Source organism: Aurantiacibacter sp. KMU-128, assembly GCF_056933515.1.
In genome coordinates this window covers 2,537,125-2,550,808 of the sequence record NZ_JBXORT010000001.1, presented here as the reverse complement: position 1 = coordinate 2,550,808, position 13,684 = coordinate 2,537,125, and the positions used below count along the sequence as shown (strand labels likewise).

Below are 13,684 nucleotides of genomic sequence, written 5' to 3'. Positions count from 1 at the left end.
GCATGAAGAACAAGGGCACCTTGATCGCAGTCGCCACGGCGACGCTGGTTGCTGTGGGAACGGCATTGTTCCTGACGCAAGCAGCCGGTGACGGATCATCCCGGATGACCTCGCTGGAGGAACTGCAGGCGAGGGGCGGTACGCCCATCGATCTGGAGACGCATCCGGGAAGGGCCCTGTTCGAACAAAACTGCTTGTCCTGCCACAACGGCACTGTCACCAAGGCGCCTGCCGTGGTGTGGCTGGAAATGCTGGAACCTGACATGATCCTCTCCTCCATGCGGGACGGGATCATGCAGCAGCAGGCAGCGCATCTCAGCGAAGACGAGCAATTGCATATCGCCGAATATCTGGCGCGGATCGAGCTGGATGACTACGTTCCGCCCGCTCCGCCGCCCGCCTGCACCGATGCCAGCATCGGCGGCAGCGGCGCGCCGCCCGCAGCGGTGGGCTGGGGGCACGATAATGCGCGCTTCGTGCCCGCATCGGTTGGCGGTGTTACCGCTGCCGATCTGCCCGATATGGAGCTGAAATGGGCCTTCGCCTACCCCAGCTCCAACCGCGCCCGCTCGCAGCCCGCGGTGGGCTGGGACACGATCTTTGTCGGCAGCCAGACGGGCATGGTCTACGCCTTCGATATCGACACCGGATGCACGAAATGGACCTATCGTGCGGGCGCCGAAGTGCGCACGGCCATCGTTGCCGATGCCGAGAATGAGCGGCTGTATTTCGGCGATATTCTGGGCCGCGTTTACGCTATTGACGCAATGTCGGGCGAGCAGCTTTGGCGGGTGGATGCCGATGACCATCCCAACGCGACGATCACCGGCACGCCCACGCTGGGCGGCGGTGTGCTGGCGGTGCCGATTTCCTCGCTGGAAGTGACGTCTGCTGCCGATCCCAATTACAGTTGCTGCACCTTCCGCGGCGCAGTGGCGGCGCTTGATCCGGATACGGGCGAGGAAATCTGGAAGCATTACACCGTGCCCGAAGCGCCGGTCGAGCAAGGCAGGACTAGCGCGGGCGCACGCATTCTCGGCCCCTCGGGCGCGCCGGTGTGGAACAGCCCGACCTATGATGCGGCGCGCAACCGTTTCTACTTCGGCTCGGGCGAGAATTATTCCTCTCCCGCCGATGAAAACAGCGACGCCCTCTTCGCGGTCGATGCCACCACCGGGCGGCGGATTTTCCAGCTACAGTTCACCGAAAACGACGCGTGGAATGTCGGCTGTATGCTGGGCAACGAGAATTGCCCTGAGGAAAACGGCCCCGATCTCGATATCGCGGCATCGGTGCTGCTGGTGCCCACCGATGATGGCGGCGACATGATCGTGGTCGGTTCGAAGTCAGGCGTTGTCCACGGTGTCGACCCCGATACGGGCGAGCAAGTGTGGGAACGCCGGTTGGGCCATGGCGGGACGCAAGGCGGCGTGCATTTCGGCCTCGCGGCACAGGGCAGCACGGTTTACGTGCCAATCTCCGACCTCGCCGATACCTATGACGGGCGCGTTTATGATGCGTCGATCAATGGCGCGGGCATCCATGCCATCAACGCCACCAATGGCCGCGTGCTCTGGCGCAGTCTGGCGGACAATATCTGCGATGATGAAGCCTATTGCGATCCGGGCATTTCGTCTGCCGTCACCGCCATTCCCGGCGGAGTGATTGCGGGCCATCTGGATGGCCGGCTGTTCGGTTATGACCGCCGCAACGGCAACAAGGTCTGGTCGTTCAATACGCGCAATCCGGTGGAAACGATCACGGGTGTCGAAGGGCGGGGCGGCAGCATGAGCGGGCCTGGGCCTGCGGTGTATGACGGCCACGTGATCGTGAACAGCGGCTACGGCCTGTACTTCCATATGCCCGGCAATGTGCTGCTGGTGTTTGCCAAGCGATAGGACAGTTTCCTTCCCATGAATTTTACCCTGACTGACGACCAGCGCGAATTGCAGGAGGCGGCGCGCCGTTTCGCGCGTGAGGAATTGCCCGCCGTCGCGATGCAGCTCGAAGCGGAAAACCGTCCGCCCTCGCGCGCACTGCTGAAGCAATATGCCGAGCTGGGCTTTCTCGGCATGAATGTGCCCGAGGCACTGGGCGGCATGGGGCTGGGCAATCTGGAGGCGCTGATAGTGCTCGAGGAATTCGGCAAAATCTCCTCCGCTGTCGCTTTCCCGATTTTCGAATCCTGTGTCGGCCCGGTGCGCGCGATTGAGCGCTTTGCCGGGGAAGATTTGCAGCGCCGCGTGGTGCCTGCCGTGTGCAGCGGGGACATGGTGGTGGCTGTCAGCATGTCGGAGCCCGATGCAGGCAGCGCGCTGACCGATCTCGCTACCCGCGCGGTGGAAGATGGCGACCACTTCGTGTTGACCGGTACCAAGCGTTGGTGTTCGGGCGGGGGCCATGCCGACGGTTATGTCGTGTACTGCCGGATGTCCGATGATCCCGGAGCCAAGGGCATCGGCGCGCTGTTTGTCGAAGCCGACACGCCCGGCCTTTCCTTCGGCCCGAACGAACAATTGATGGGTTTCCGCGGCATTCCCTCATCCGATCTGATGTTCGATGAATGCCGCGTGCCCAAAGCCAATCTGGTGGTGCCCGCAGGCGGCTTCCGCAAGCTGATGGAAGCGTTTGATCTGGAACGCTGCGGCAATGCCACCATGTCGCTGGCGCAGGCGTCAGGCGCGCTGGAAGATGTCATCGACTACGTGCAGGAGCGCAAGCAATTCGGCAAACCGATTGTCGATTTCCAGGCGGTGCAGCTGAAGCTCGCCGAAATGCAGATGCAAGTGGATGCCGCCCGTCTGCTGATCTGGCGCGCAGCCTCGAACGCGCAGGACGGGCTGCCCTCAATTCTCGAAAGTTCGGTGGCCAAGTGCTTTGCCAATTCGATCTCCCGCGAAGTCACCGGCAATGCGGTGCAATTGATGGGCGCCTATGGCTACAGCAAGGACTTCCCGATGGAACGGCGGATGCGCGATGCCTGGGGCTGGGGCATTGCCGGGGGCGCGATCGATATCCAGAAAACCAATATCGCCAGCGCCATGGTCGGCCGCCGCTTCGACCAAAGGCGCTAAGATGGCGTTGGAAGACATCGCCGCGGCCGATGAGGTGCCGCTGAAGGGCTCGCTGGTGGTGGCGCATGGCGGGGAGCAGGTGCTGCTCGTGCGCAGCGAGGCGGGCGTGTTCGCGGTCGAGAACAGGTGCAGCCACGCCTATCAGGAACTGCACGGCGGCAAGGTGCGCAAGGTGTTTATCTTCTGCCCGCTCCACGGCGTTCGCTTTGACTTGCGCAATGGCTGCCCGAGCGGAGATTTGACCGACACACCGATCAAGGCGTGGAAATGCGCCGAGGAGGGCGGGCGGATTCTGGTCGATCTCGAACAGCGGCTGGATGCGGGGGTATAATGACGATGCGTATTCTGCATATCGACGCCAGCCCGCGCGCCAACCGCTCGCGCTCGCGTGTGGTGGCCGAAGCGTTTCTCGCCGGTTTGCCGGCTGATGTGCAGGTAACGCGCTGGGATGTGTGGAAGATGGACTTGCCTTCGTTGGGCGGCGAGATGATCGAAGGGCGTTACGAGCTGCTGTTCGGCAGGCCGGTGGACGATGCGGTCGCCGGTGAGTGGCAGGCGGTTGCGGCGGTTGCGGCGGACTTTCTGGCGCATGATGCCTTCGTCATAAGCACCCCGATGTGGAATTTCGGCGTGCCATACCGGCTCAAGCATTTCGTCGATGTCGTCACGCAGCCTGGCATGACCTTTCGCAATGATGCGGTGGGCAATGTCGAAGGCATGGCAGCGGGCAAGCGCGCACTGGTGATCGGCGCGAGCGCGATGCCGATCGGGCACGATCCGTCACTCGACGCGCTCGACCACCAATATGCCTATCTGGCGGCGTGGCTCGGCTTTATCGGCGTGGACGAGATCGAGCGCATCCAGGTCGCCCCGACCTTCGGCCCGGAAGACGCTGTAGCAGAAACCATGGCGCGATCCTGCAAGGCCGCCGCCGCTTTGGCCCGGCGCTGGGCGCTGGATTAGGCCGTTTCCGCCGCTCCCTCGCGGGTGTGGACGAAATTGATGCTATCGAACTCCAGCACGATGTCGCCATGCTGGTTGCGCATTTCATAATGGCCGATGCAGGTGCCGCGCGGCTTGCCGCTTTTGGACGGCTCCTTGGAAACTACGCGCGATGTCACATACACGGTGTCGCCGGGACGCAAGGCATTGCGCAGCCGGAAATTGTCGAAACCGAGCCCGCAGACGAAATCGATATCGGCGTTGATCTCGTGATCGAGCTGCCGCCAGATGGCGAGCACGTGCACCCCGCTGGCCACGACTTCACCGAAGGTGGACGCGCGCGCCGCTTCGGGATCGGTATGGAACCACTGCGGATCATATTGCCGCGCGAAATCGACAATCTCTGCCTCGGTAATCGTGCGGGTGGAGGAGCGGCGGGTTTCGCCGACCACAATGTCTTCAAACTTCAACGGTGGTCGATCAGGCTGCATGGGTTTGCCTCCGTGGTTAGTCCGTCGACACTAGCCGCAAACTAAAAAAAGACAATCATGCCTGTATGTTTACAAGCGTGGAGGCGGTGCTAGAATATGCGCAACTCTTGCCGTCGAGGATTGCCGTGACCGTTTCCGTGCCTGCCCGTCATGCCATTGTGCAAATGGCCTGGGTTGTCGACGACCTCGAAGATGCGGCACGCCGCTGGCACCAGACAATGGGGATCGGGCCGTTTCTGGTGAACCGGCACATTCCGATCCGCGAACCCCTCTATCGCGGCGCGCCCGGTGCAGTCGATTTTTCCACCGCCATCGCGCAAGCAGGGCCGGTGCAGATCGAGCTTGTGCAGCAGCATGATGACGCACCGTCCTGCTACCGCGACAGCGTGCCCAAGGGCAGCGAAGCCATGCATCACGTCGCGATTATGGTGCCAGATTATGATGCGACCGTTGCCGAGTATGTCGCGCAAGGGTTCGACATTGCCAGCGCAGGCCACTTCGGCGCCGCGCGCTTCTGCTACGTGGATTGCCGCCCGGCGCTCGGCCACATGGTCGAGATTTTGGAGGAATGTTCCGCGATCCAAAGCTTCTTTGCCGCCATCGCCCGCGCGGCGGAGGAGTGGGACGGCGATCCTACGGGCCTATTGCGAGAATTGTGACCGGCCTTTTCGCCACCTGCCAAAAGGCGGGGGCCGGGCCAGTGGAGAGAGAGTGATGACTAAGGCGATTTACACGATCGGGAAAATGCTGACCGCGCGGGCAGCATCACACAGCGACAATCTGGCGCTGATCTTTCCGGATTCGCGCCAGACCTATGCCGAATTGACCGCCGCAGCCACCCGCTGGGCGAAGGCGCTGGCGGCGCTTGGTGTGGAGCGCGGCGATCATGTCGGTATCCTGCTGCCGACCTGCCGCGAATTCCTCGAAGTATATTATGGCTGCGCGCTGATCGGTGCGGTGACGGTTCCGGTGAACGCGCGGTACCAGCCGGGCGAACTGGCCTATCTGGTGCACGATGCCTCGCTGCGGGTGCTGGTCACGACCGGCAAGGTTGCCGATTCGCTCGACTTTGGCGAGCGGTTGGCGGCGGCGCTCCCTTCGCTGGCGAGCGCAGAGAATAATGCGGCGCTCAGCCTGCCCGAAGCCCCGGCGCTGCGCCAGATCATTTGCCTTGAAGAACAATGCGCCGCGTCGCTCCTGCCAAAAAGCCGCGCGCTCGCCATGGGGGACAGCATCACCGATGCCGAGATCGCGCAGATGACCGACGCGGTGCAGCCTGAGGATATCGGCTTGATCCTCTATACCTCGGGCACCACTTCCAATCCCAAAGGCTGCATGATCAGCAACCGGGCGATGGTGGGCAACAGCCGCAATCTTGGCATACGCTACGAAGTGACGGCGCAGGACAAGGTGTGGTCTCCGCTGCCGATCTATCATATCGCCGGTATCCTGCCGATGACGATGATTATGGATGCGGGCGGCGCGTACCTGACCGTCCCCTATTTCGACGCGGGCACCGCGCTGGAAATGCTGGAGCAGGAGCGCGCGACCATTGCCTATCCCGCCTTTGTCACCATCATGCAGGATCTGATTTCGCACGGACGGTTCAAGGCGACCGACCTATCTTCCATGCGGTTGATGAACAGCAATTTCGCCGTCCAGCCCGAATGGATCAAGACCGCGATGATCGAGGCCATGCCTTCCATCGTGCACGTGGGCACTTATGGTCTGACCGAGGCCGCGGGCACGATCTGCACCAGCCGTTTGGACGAAACGCTGGAAAGCCGCACCACCCGCCTCGGCGTGCCGCTCGACGAGTGGGAAGTCCGCATCGTTGATGTCGAGACCGGCGAACAATGCGCGACCGGCGAGCGGGGCGAAATCTGCGCGCGCGGCCCCAATATGCTTTCGGGCTATTTCAACGCGCCGGAAAAGACCGCGGAAAGCATACGCGATGGCTGGCTGCATACGGGCGATATCGGATCGTTTGATGAGAGCGGCACGATCATGTTCCACGGGCGCACCAAGGATATGCTCAAGGTTGGCGGGGAGAATGTTGCGGCGGCGGAAATCGAAAGCGCGCTGCAAACCCATGCGGCGGTGAAGCTGGCGCAAGTTGTGGGGATGCCCGATGATCGCTACGTCGAAGTGCCGGTCGCCTTTGTCGAGCTATCACCCGATTGCAGCGTTGAACCCGAGGAACTGATCGCGCATTGCCAAGGCCGGATCGCGAATTTCAAGCTGCCGCGTGCCGTCCACTTCGTAACCGCGTGGCCGATGTCGACATCGAAAATCCAGAAGTTCCGCCTGCGCGAAATGTTGCTCGAAGCTGCCGAGACAGAAAACTGACGGGGGAACAGGCTCTAGCTGCGGTCTGACTGCGGTCCGCCGAACCAGTCGGGGCGACCGGCGGGCCAGACAGCCCCGTTTTGCGCCTGTCCGCCATCGATCACCAGCAACTCGCCGGTGATGAAATCGCCCGACGGGCCCATCAGATAGACGCACGCCTCGGCAATGTCCCACACATCGCCGCGCCGCTTCATCGGATTGGCATCGTGGAACCGGGCAAGCGCCTCGGGCGGATAAACCCTGAAGCCTTCGCTTTCGATCACGCCGGGAGCGACGCAATTGACGCGGATATCCAGCGGCGCCCATTCGGTCGCCAGCGTCTTGGAGAGGTAGATCACGCCCGCACGCGCGGCGCAGGTATGCGCCGCCTGCGGCATCCCGCGTTCGACATTGGCAACGATGCTGATGACATTGCCCTTCGCGCCCTGCTCGCGCCAGCGTTGGGCGAGGGTCTGCGTCATCCACCAGGTGCCGTTGAGATTGAGATCGATCACCGACAGCCAGCCCTTGCGGCTGAAATCAATGGCATCCTGCGGAAACTGGCCACCGGCATTGTTGATCAGGTGATCGACGCGCCCGTGGCGTTCGAAAATCGCATCATACAGGCTTTCCACCTGCTCGGGCTCGCGGATGGACATAGGGATATGCATCGGCCGCCTGCCGGTGGCCTCTTCCAGCGCATCGCAGGTTTCGACCAACTTGTCCTCCGACCTGCCGCAAATCACCACATGCGCGCCAAGCCGCGCGGCAAGAAACGCTATGCCCTTGCCGATCCCCGATCCGCCGCCACTGACCAACACGACCTGATCCTTGAGCAAATCGTCGCGATAGACGGTCTGCATCGTCGCCAATTCGTGATTGGTGAAGCCGAACTTCGGGCGCGCCTCGTCTGCGGAGATGATGGGGTCGACCTTGTTCATGCCTCAAGCCATTCTTCCAGCACCGGCGTTACGGCAAGCCCCTCAGGCACGCGGTTCGCTCCGATCCGGCGGTCCAGCTCTTCATGCCAGTGATAGATGCGCCGTTCCTGATAATTGAGCGGCATACCGACGAAGCCCGGCGATTCCAGCGATTCCTGGATTTGCGGCGCATATTGCAGGTCTTCGTAGAGGATGCGCTCCCAATTGGCCTTGCGCTGCTCCCAATTGGGATGCGGGTTTTCCGCGTCATATTCCGGCGCAATCCATGTCGAGACGACACGGCAGGTGCGCTCTCCGGTCGGCCAGAATTGCAGCAGCGGAATGCCGCTATCGCTCGGCGGCATCACGAAGTTCGGGTAGATCATGTAGCTGACATTGTTGTCGCGCGGAATCTCGGTGACATTGGGCAGCTTGGGCATCCCGATCGTGCCGGGATCCTTCCAGTCGGGCCGACGGTTGGGCGTCACCATTCGCGAATGCCCCTTGGGCCACAGCGTTGCGGTCATTCCGCGATGATCGAGGAAGCGGTCCACCGATTGCTGGTGGATCGATTTCAGATGATACACTTCGAGGAAGGCATCGAGCAGCACCTTCACATTGCATTCGACTTCGTAAGAGCGGCTTTCGACGAAATCGAGCCGTTCGAATTCGAACTGCGCAAGCTCTGCCGCCATCGGGCCGATATGCTGGAGCAGCGGCTCTGCATCCGGGTCTTCATTGATGAAGATGATCTTGCCAATCGTCTCGCAGCGCACGGGCTTGAGCGAATGGCAGGAAAAATCCATGTTCGGAAAATCGCGCTTGTCGCGCACCGCCACGAGCTTGCCATCCAGCGTGTAAGACCAGCCGTGATACCCGCACACAAAGCCGCGGCCATTGCCCGCGTCTTCCGTGACCAGCGGCGCGCCGCGATGCTGGCAGGTGTTGTAGTAGGCCCGGAACTCTCCCGAGAGATCGCGCAACACGATAACCGGTGAGCCGGTGTTGCGTACCAGCATCCAGTCGCCCGGCTGCGGAATCTGGTCTGCGTGGCAGGCATACAGCCAGGCGCGCTTCCACATCCGCTCGCGCTCTAGCTGCAAAAATTCGGCATTGGTGTACCGACCAGCGGGGATGGAAGGGAGCGCGGGGAAGCCTTCTGGCGGCCCTTTGCGCGCGGTTTCCTGTTCCATCCGCAGCTTGATTTCAGCAGTGATTACAGCGTCCATCTCGCCCTTCTCCAAAATCGCTAGCCACCATAGCGTACGAAACAGATAAAACAATCATGAATGTTTTTTTATTGCACGCGTTAGGGGGTGGCAAGCGCGCCGTTCAGGGCTATTGAAGGGCGGTGAGTTGCTCCCTTGCCGGTGTGGCAAGCGGGAGCCGGATGGTTCAACCGGGATGTGGAATACGGCAATGCAGGACATTTATATTCTCTCTGGCGCGCGCACGGCAATCGGCACGTTTGGCGGCTCGCTCGCCTCCTTCCGCCCGGCAGAATTGGGCACGATTGTGATGCGCGAAGCGATTGCGCGCGCGGGTGTCGATGCGGCCGCCATCCAGCAGGTGATCGTCGGCATTGTGATCCCCACGCAGCCGGCAGACGCCTATGTCAGCCGCGTTGCCTCGGTGAAAGCAGGCATCCCGGTTTCCAGCGTGGCGATGAACGTCAACCGGCTATGCGGTTCCGGCTTGCAGGCGATTGTGTCGGCGGCGCAGGCGATCCGCTTGGGCGAATGCGACTACGCGATTGGCGCGGGGGCGGAATGCATGTCTGGTGCGCCGCATATGACCAATGGCGCGCGTTTCGGCACCAAGATGGGCGATCTGACCTTGCAGGACGGGATGCTCGGCGCGCTGCATGATCCGTTCGACAACTTCCATATGGGAATCACGGCGGAGAACGTGGCCGAACGCTGCGGCATCAGCCGCGAGGAGCAGGACGCGCTGGCGGTCGAAAGCCACCGCCGCGCTGCCCGCGCGATTGCCGAGGGCCGGTTCAAAGAACAGATCGTTCCGGTCGAAATCGCCACCCGCAAAGGCACGGTGGTATTCGATACCGACGAGCATGTGCGCAGCGATGCCTCGCCCGAAGGGATGGCGGGGCTGCGTCCGGTGTTCAAGAAAGATGGCACGGTCACGGCCGGCAATGCGAGCGGCATCAATGACGGCGCAGCCGCGCTGGTCTTGGCGGGCGGCGATGCCGTGGCCCGCGACGGGCGCACGCCCTTGGCGCGCATTCTGGGCTGGGGCCATGCCGGGCTCGAACCGGAGGTCATGGGGCTGGGGCCGGTGGGCGCGGTTCCGGTGGCGCTGGCCAGGGCGGGGCTGACGCTTGGCCAGATCGACGTCATCGAGAGCAACGAAGCCTTTGCCGCGCAGGCGTGCGGTGTGGCCAAGGAACTCGGCTTCGATCCGGCGCGCACCAATCCCAACGGCTCGGGCATTTCGCTGGGGCATCCGGTGGGGGCGACGGGCGCGATCCTGACCGTCAAATGCCTGTATGAGTTGCAGCGGACCGGCGGGCGCTTCGGCCTTATCACGATGTGCATCGGTGGTGGGCAAGGCATTGCCATGGTGATCGAGAACGCCTCAACCGGGTAGGCGTGGCAAATGCTGCCGGAGTATCTGTAAATCAACCAGATTAGAAGAGTTCAAAGCCTAGCACGTCTTTGCCTGTCCTGTTGGTTTTGAATGACCGGGGCGCGGTTTTCGCAAACCCTATGATCGTCTTTCTCCAACCAATAGCTGGACGAGATCGCGCAATCCGAGATTATGGAAAATTTTCTTGGCCGGCTATCGCTGCAACCTTGCAGTCCTAATCGCAGTGAACCGCCCCGGGATTGCCGGAGGCCAGTTTCATCAAAATTATGCAGCCATGAGTGTTTCGTCCAGCATGGCGTAGTATCGTGCTTCAGCTTCGGCAGGGGGGGATATTGCCGATGGGCGCGAGCAGGCGCCGGTTGTTGAACCAGTCGACCCATTCGAGCGTGGCATATTCAACGGCTTCAAGTGATCGCCACGGACCTCGGCGGTGGATGACCTCGGCCTTGTAACGACCGTTGATCGTCTCGGCCAAGGCGTTGTCGTAGCTGTCACCAACGCTGCCCACCGACGGCTCGATCCCGGCCTCGGCAAGGCGTTCGGTATACTTGATCGAGACATATTGGCTGCCGCGATCACTGTGGTGGATCAGGCCGCCACGGTGAACAGGTCGTCGGTCATGGATCGCCTGCTCCAGGGCATCGAGCACGAAGCTGGCGTGAGCCGTCCTGCTCACCCCCCAGCCCACGATATAGCGGGCGTAAACGTCGATCACGAAGGCGACATAGACGAACCCCAACCACGTCGCGACGTAGGTGAAGTCCGACACCCACAGCATGTTCGGCGCCGGAGCATGGAACTGGCGGTTGACCTGATCGAGCGGACACGGTGCGGCCTTGTCGCTGATCGTCGTCTTCACCGGCTTGCCCCGGATCACGCCCTGCAGTCCCAACTCGCGCATCAACCGTTCCACCGTGCAGCGGGCAATATCGAAGCCCTCCCGCTGCATCTGCCACCTCGACAGGAACGCCAAGCGCGCTTGCCGCTGTTCACCTCGGCCTTCTTTACCCACTCCAGCAACGTGTGCCCCGAGCAGCCGATCATGGCGGCTATGGATGTGATCGCAGCCCAGCGGGATGGATGCTCGCACTCCTGGTCCAGCACCAGGCGAGCCCCCCTTTCGCGAACCTCAGGTGCAAACTTGTTCGTCGTCTTGCTCATCGTAGACCCTTCCTCTCAGGAGTTAGGGCCTCCGGCAATCCCGGGGCGGTTCAGGCGCAGTTTTGGACTTGAGTGATGGCGATTACAGCGAAGTGAGGCTTTCGGCTGGAACACAGGTGCTCGTACCAAGTCCAGATGGTTCAGTCTTATTGCCTGTCAGTTTTAGAACGGCAAATTCTACACCGGCCTTCAGCGATGAAGTGGCGCTATCCAACTTCGCCGAGCTTGACATCAAAGGCCCTAACCGGAACGTTTTCTGGGGCATCGAAGACACCAGCCAGACGACGCTCGCGCCCAACACCATCTATCTTGATCTCGGCGCAATGGTCGACACGGTGGACGCCTCGGGAGCGGACAAGCGGGTTGTCGCGTCGCTTGGTGGTGGTAGCGATACCTTTGTCGGCGGTGCCGGGAACGATCAGGTCTTCGGGGAGCGCGGGCACGATACTATCGACGGAGGAACGGGCGACGATCTGATGGTCGGCGGGCTTGGCAATGACACTTACTTCATAGACAGTATCTTCGACGTGGTGACCGAGTTGGCAGGCGAAGGCACCGACCGTTTGAACACCAGCATCAACCTCAACCCCTTTGGTAATCGCTATGCCAATATCGAGGTGTTCGGTCTGATCGGCAGCGCGGTTGCCATCCATACAACCGACAATGGCGAGACCATCTATGCCAACGAGGCGCTCGGCAGCCGCATCTTCGCGTATGGTGGTGCGGATACGATTTTTGGGGCCATTGGTCATGACCGCATCTTTGGCGGCGCAGGCGATGACACGATCTTCGGTGCTGGCGGGAATGACCGGATCGATGGCGGCGCTGGAGTAGACACAATGTATGGCGGCTCCGGCAACGACAACTATTTCGTCGACAATGCGGGAGACGTGGTCATCGAGTTTGCCGACGAGGGCACAGATTTCGTGCGTTCCTTCGTCGACTTCACGCTGGGCGATAACATTGAATATCTGCGCCTCGCGCTCAATGGCACGGTCGGCAACGGTAATGCGCTTGACAACATCATCGTGACAGCAGGGGGCGCCGCGATTTTGCGTGGCTATGACGGCGATGACCGAATCCGTGGCAGCCAGTTCGATGACATCCTTGTCGGCGGTCGGGGCAATGACACGATAAACGGTCGCGCCGGTGGCGATCTGATCGAAGGCGGCGGCGGCGATGACGAGCTCAATGGCAGTCATGGTAACGACGTGATCAACGGCGGTTTCGGCAACGACACCATCTATGGCGGGCGCGACGATGATACGATTACCGGCGGCTCTGGCCGCGACACAATGCGCGGCGACAGCGGAGCGGATAGGTTCGTGTTTGACGATGGTCATTTCGCCGGGATGAGCGAGGCTGACGCAGACAGGATCGTCGATTTCGATCAAGCCGAGAATGACCTGATCGACCTGTCGTTGATGGATGCCATCACCGGCGGAGATGACGATGCATTCACATTCATCGCCGAGGCCGCATTCTCCGGGAATGCGGGAGAGGTGCGGTTCGAGCAAACAAGCGGCGTGACCATGGTCTACATGGATGTCGATGGTGATATGAAGACTGACTATGCCATCGCGCTAACCGGGCTGATCGATCTGACCGAAGCAGATTTTATACTTTGATCAAACGTATCCTGCCCGGCGAAAGCTCCTTTGGCTTTGTCTTCTGGAAGACTTCCCAGCCTCGACATCTCTGCCCTAGATCAGTCCGTCTTCCAAATTTACCAACACAGGACCAAAGGTGTTTTGCAGAGGCATTCTTGTCGGCAAAGGCGCAATTTTGTCAATCCAGCAAAGATTGAGGGCCTTCTCTTTGGCATTTAATACTTCCTTAGTTTTGTCCTTTATTGGCTCTAGCGAGCCTTGCCGGCTTTAAATCGATCCGTACCGTGGGATCAGACCCCTGAATTTTTGCCGGTCTCTTCGGCGGCTTCTCAAGAAGCATATTGAAAGCATTGTGGGCGCTGTGAAGTTGTTCGGTCGGGGCGGCTATGCGAGAATTGGCTTAGATACTCTCTGCCGCATCGCATTTGGCAAAAACTGGCCCGGTAGCAGGCTGTCTGCATTCGGCGCAGCGATTACAAAACACTGCTCCCCCGCTTCCGTCGCCCCTGAATTTCGCGCTGCTGCCGACTCAGCTGGACGCTATCCAGAAC

Annotated in this window: 11 protein-coding genes and 1 pseudogene; 8 read left to right on the top strand and 4 right to left on the bottom strand. The window is 61.2% G+C overall.

The genetic code is table 11. The features are described from left to right. Positions 1 to 2: 2 nt before the first annotated feature. The 4 genes from ACS0VV_RS12445 to ACS0VV_RS12430 are packed head-to-tail and all read left to right on the top strand — an operon-like array spanning position 3 to position 4,037. The gene (locus ACS0VV_RS12445; RefSeq protein ID WP_483533013.1) at positions 3 to 1,898 is read left to right on the top strand and encodes an outer membrane protein assembly factor BamB family protein; all 1,896 of its coding nucleotides are present in this window, start codon (positions 3 to 5) and stop codon (positions 1,896 to 1,898) included. Positions 1,899 to 1,913: 15 nt separating this feature from the next. Further along, positions 1,914 to 3,074 carry an acyl-CoA dehydrogenase family protein gene (locus tag ACS0VV_RS12440; RefSeq protein ID WP_483533012.1) on the top strand — a complete coding sequence of 387 codons (1,161 nt, stop codon included), beginning with the start codon at positions 1,914 to 1,916 and terminating at the stop codon, positions 3,072 to 3,074. A gap of 1 nt (position 3,075) precedes the next feature. Next, positions 3,076 to 3,405 carry a Rieske (2Fe-2S) protein gene (locus ACS0VV_RS12435; protein WP_483533011.1) on the top strand — a complete coding sequence of 110 codons (330 nt, stop codon included), beginning with the start codon at positions 3,076 to 3,078 and terminating at the stop codon, positions 3,403 to 3,405. Then, on the top strand, positions 3,405 to 4,037 hold the full coding sequence (locus ACS0VV_RS12430; protein WP_483533010.1) for an FMN-dependent NADH-azoreductase: 633 nt from the start codon (positions 3,405 to 3,407) through the stop codon (positions 4,035 to 4,037). The genes ACS0VV_RS12435 and ACS0VV_RS12430 overlap by 1 nt, the downstream gene beginning before the upstream one ends. On the opposite strand, the gene ACS0VV_RS12425 is transcribed toward ACS0VV_RS12430, so the two are convergent. After that, positions 4,034 to 4,507: a MaoC/PaaZ C-terminal domain-containing protein gene (locus ACS0VV_RS12425; RefSeq protein WP_483533009.1), complete on the bottom strand. Its 474-nt coding sequence runs from the start codon at positions 4,505 to 4,507 to the stop codon at positions 4,034 to 4,036. The two genes, ACS0VV_RS12430 and ACS0VV_RS12425, sit on opposite strands and share 4 nt — an antisense overlap. A 164-nt stretch (positions 4,508 to 4,671) precedes the next feature. On the opposite strand from ACS0VV_RS12425, the gene ACS0VV_RS12420 reads away from it, so the two are divergent. Further along, positions 4,672 to 5,166 carry a VOC family protein gene (locus ACS0VV_RS12420; protein WP_483533548.1) on the top strand — a complete coding sequence of 165 codons (495 nt, stop codon included), beginning with the start codon at positions 4,672 to 4,674 and terminating at the stop codon, positions 5,164 to 5,166. Positions 5,167 to 5,221: 55 nt separating this feature from the next. Then, positions 5,222 to 6,856, top strand: a complete 1,635-nt coding sequence (locus ACS0VV_RS12415) for a class I adenylate-forming enzyme family protein (RefSeq protein WP_483533008.1) — start codon at positions 5,222 to 5,224, stop codon at positions 6,854 to 6,856. A 14-nt stretch (positions 6,857 to 6,870) separates the two neighbouring features. On the opposite strand, the gene ACS0VV_RS12410 is transcribed toward ACS0VV_RS12415, so the two are convergent. After that, complete coding sequence (locus ACS0VV_RS12410) at positions 6,871 to 7,776, bottom strand: SDR family oxidoreductase (RefSeq protein ID WP_483533007.1); 906 nt, start codon at positions 7,774 to 7,776, stop codon at positions 6,871 to 6,873. Further along, positions 7,773 to 8,984 (bottom strand): aromatic ring-hydroxylating oxygenase subunit alpha, encoded by a 1,212-nt coding sequence (locus tag ACS0VV_RS12405; RefSeq protein WP_483533006.1) that lies wholly within the window; start codon positions 8,982 to 8,984, stop codon positions 7,773 to 7,775. Before ACS0VV_RS12405 ends, ACS0VV_RS12410 begins: the two co-directional genes overlap by 4 nt. A gap of 190 nt (positions 8,985 to 9,174) precedes the next feature. Here ACS0VV_RS12405 and ACS0VV_RS12400 point away from each other — a divergent pair, with 190 nt between their 5' ends. Next, on the top strand, positions 9,175 to 10,362 hold the full coding sequence (locus tag ACS0VV_RS12400) for an acetyl-CoA C-acyltransferase family protein (protein ID WP_483533005.1): 1,188 nt from the start codon (positions 9,175 to 9,177) through the stop codon (positions 10,360 to 10,362). 264 nt (positions 10,363 to 10,626) lie between these two features. Here ACS0VV_RS12400 and ACS0VV_RS12395 read toward each other — a convergent pair. Then, a pseudogene (locus ACS0VV_RS12395) lies at positions 10,627 to 11,523 on the bottom strand (IS3 family transposase). A 200-nt stretch (positions 11,524 to 11,723) separates the two neighbouring features. Between ACS0VV_RS12395 and ACS0VV_RS12390 the strand changes: the two are divergent. Next, entirely contained in the window at positions 11,724 to 13,151 is a 1,428-nt protein-coding gene (locus ACS0VV_RS12390) for a calcium-binding protein (protein ID WP_483533004.1), read from the top strand. Positions 13,152 to 13,684 lie beyond the last annotated feature (533 nt).

What these genes read in the sequence shown, in the direction of transcription:
- ACS0VV_RS12440 (WP_483533012.1), top strand. Translation starts at nt 1,914, where the DNA reads ATGAATTTTACCCTGACTGACGACCAGCGCGAATTGCAGGAGGCGGCG.
- ACS0VV_RS12405 (WP_483533006.1), bottom strand. Translation starts at nt 8,984, where the DNA reads ATGGACGCTGTAATCACTGCTGAAATCAAGCTGCGGATGGAACAGGAA.
- ACS0VV_RS12420 (WP_483533548.1), top strand. Translation starts at nt 4,672, where the DNA reads ATGGCCTGGGTTGTCGACGACCTCGAAGATGCGGCACGCCGCTGGCAC.
- ACS0VV_RS12410 (WP_483533007.1), bottom strand. Translation starts at nt 7,776, where the DNA reads ATGAACAAGGTCGACCCCATCATCTCCGCAGACGAGGCGCGCCCGAAG.
- ACS0VV_RS12445 (WP_483533013.1), top strand. Translation starts at nt 3, where the DNA reads ATGAAGAACAAGGGCACCTTGATCGCAGTCGCCACGGCGACGCTGGTT.
- ACS0VV_RS12435 (WP_483533011.1), top strand. Translation starts at nt 3,076, where the DNA reads ATGGCGTTGGAAGACATCGCCGCGGCCGATGAGGTGCCGCTGAAGGGC.
- ACS0VV_RS12415 (WP_483533008.1), top strand. Translation starts at nt 5,222, where the DNA reads ATGACTAAGGCGATTTACACGATCGGGAAAATGCTGACCGCGCGGGCA.
- ACS0VV_RS12425 (WP_483533009.1), bottom strand. Translation starts at nt 4,507, where the DNA reads ATGCAGCCTGATCGACCACCGTTGAAGTTTGAAGACATTGTGGTCGGC.
- ACS0VV_RS12400 (WP_483533005.1), top strand. Translation starts at nt 9,175, where the DNA reads ATGCAGGACATTTATATTCTCTCTGGCGCGCGCACGGCAATCGGCACG.
- ACS0VV_RS12430 (WP_483533010.1), top strand. Translation starts at nt 3,405, where the DNA reads ATGACGATGCGTATTCTGCATATCGACGCCAGCCCGCGCGCCAACCGC.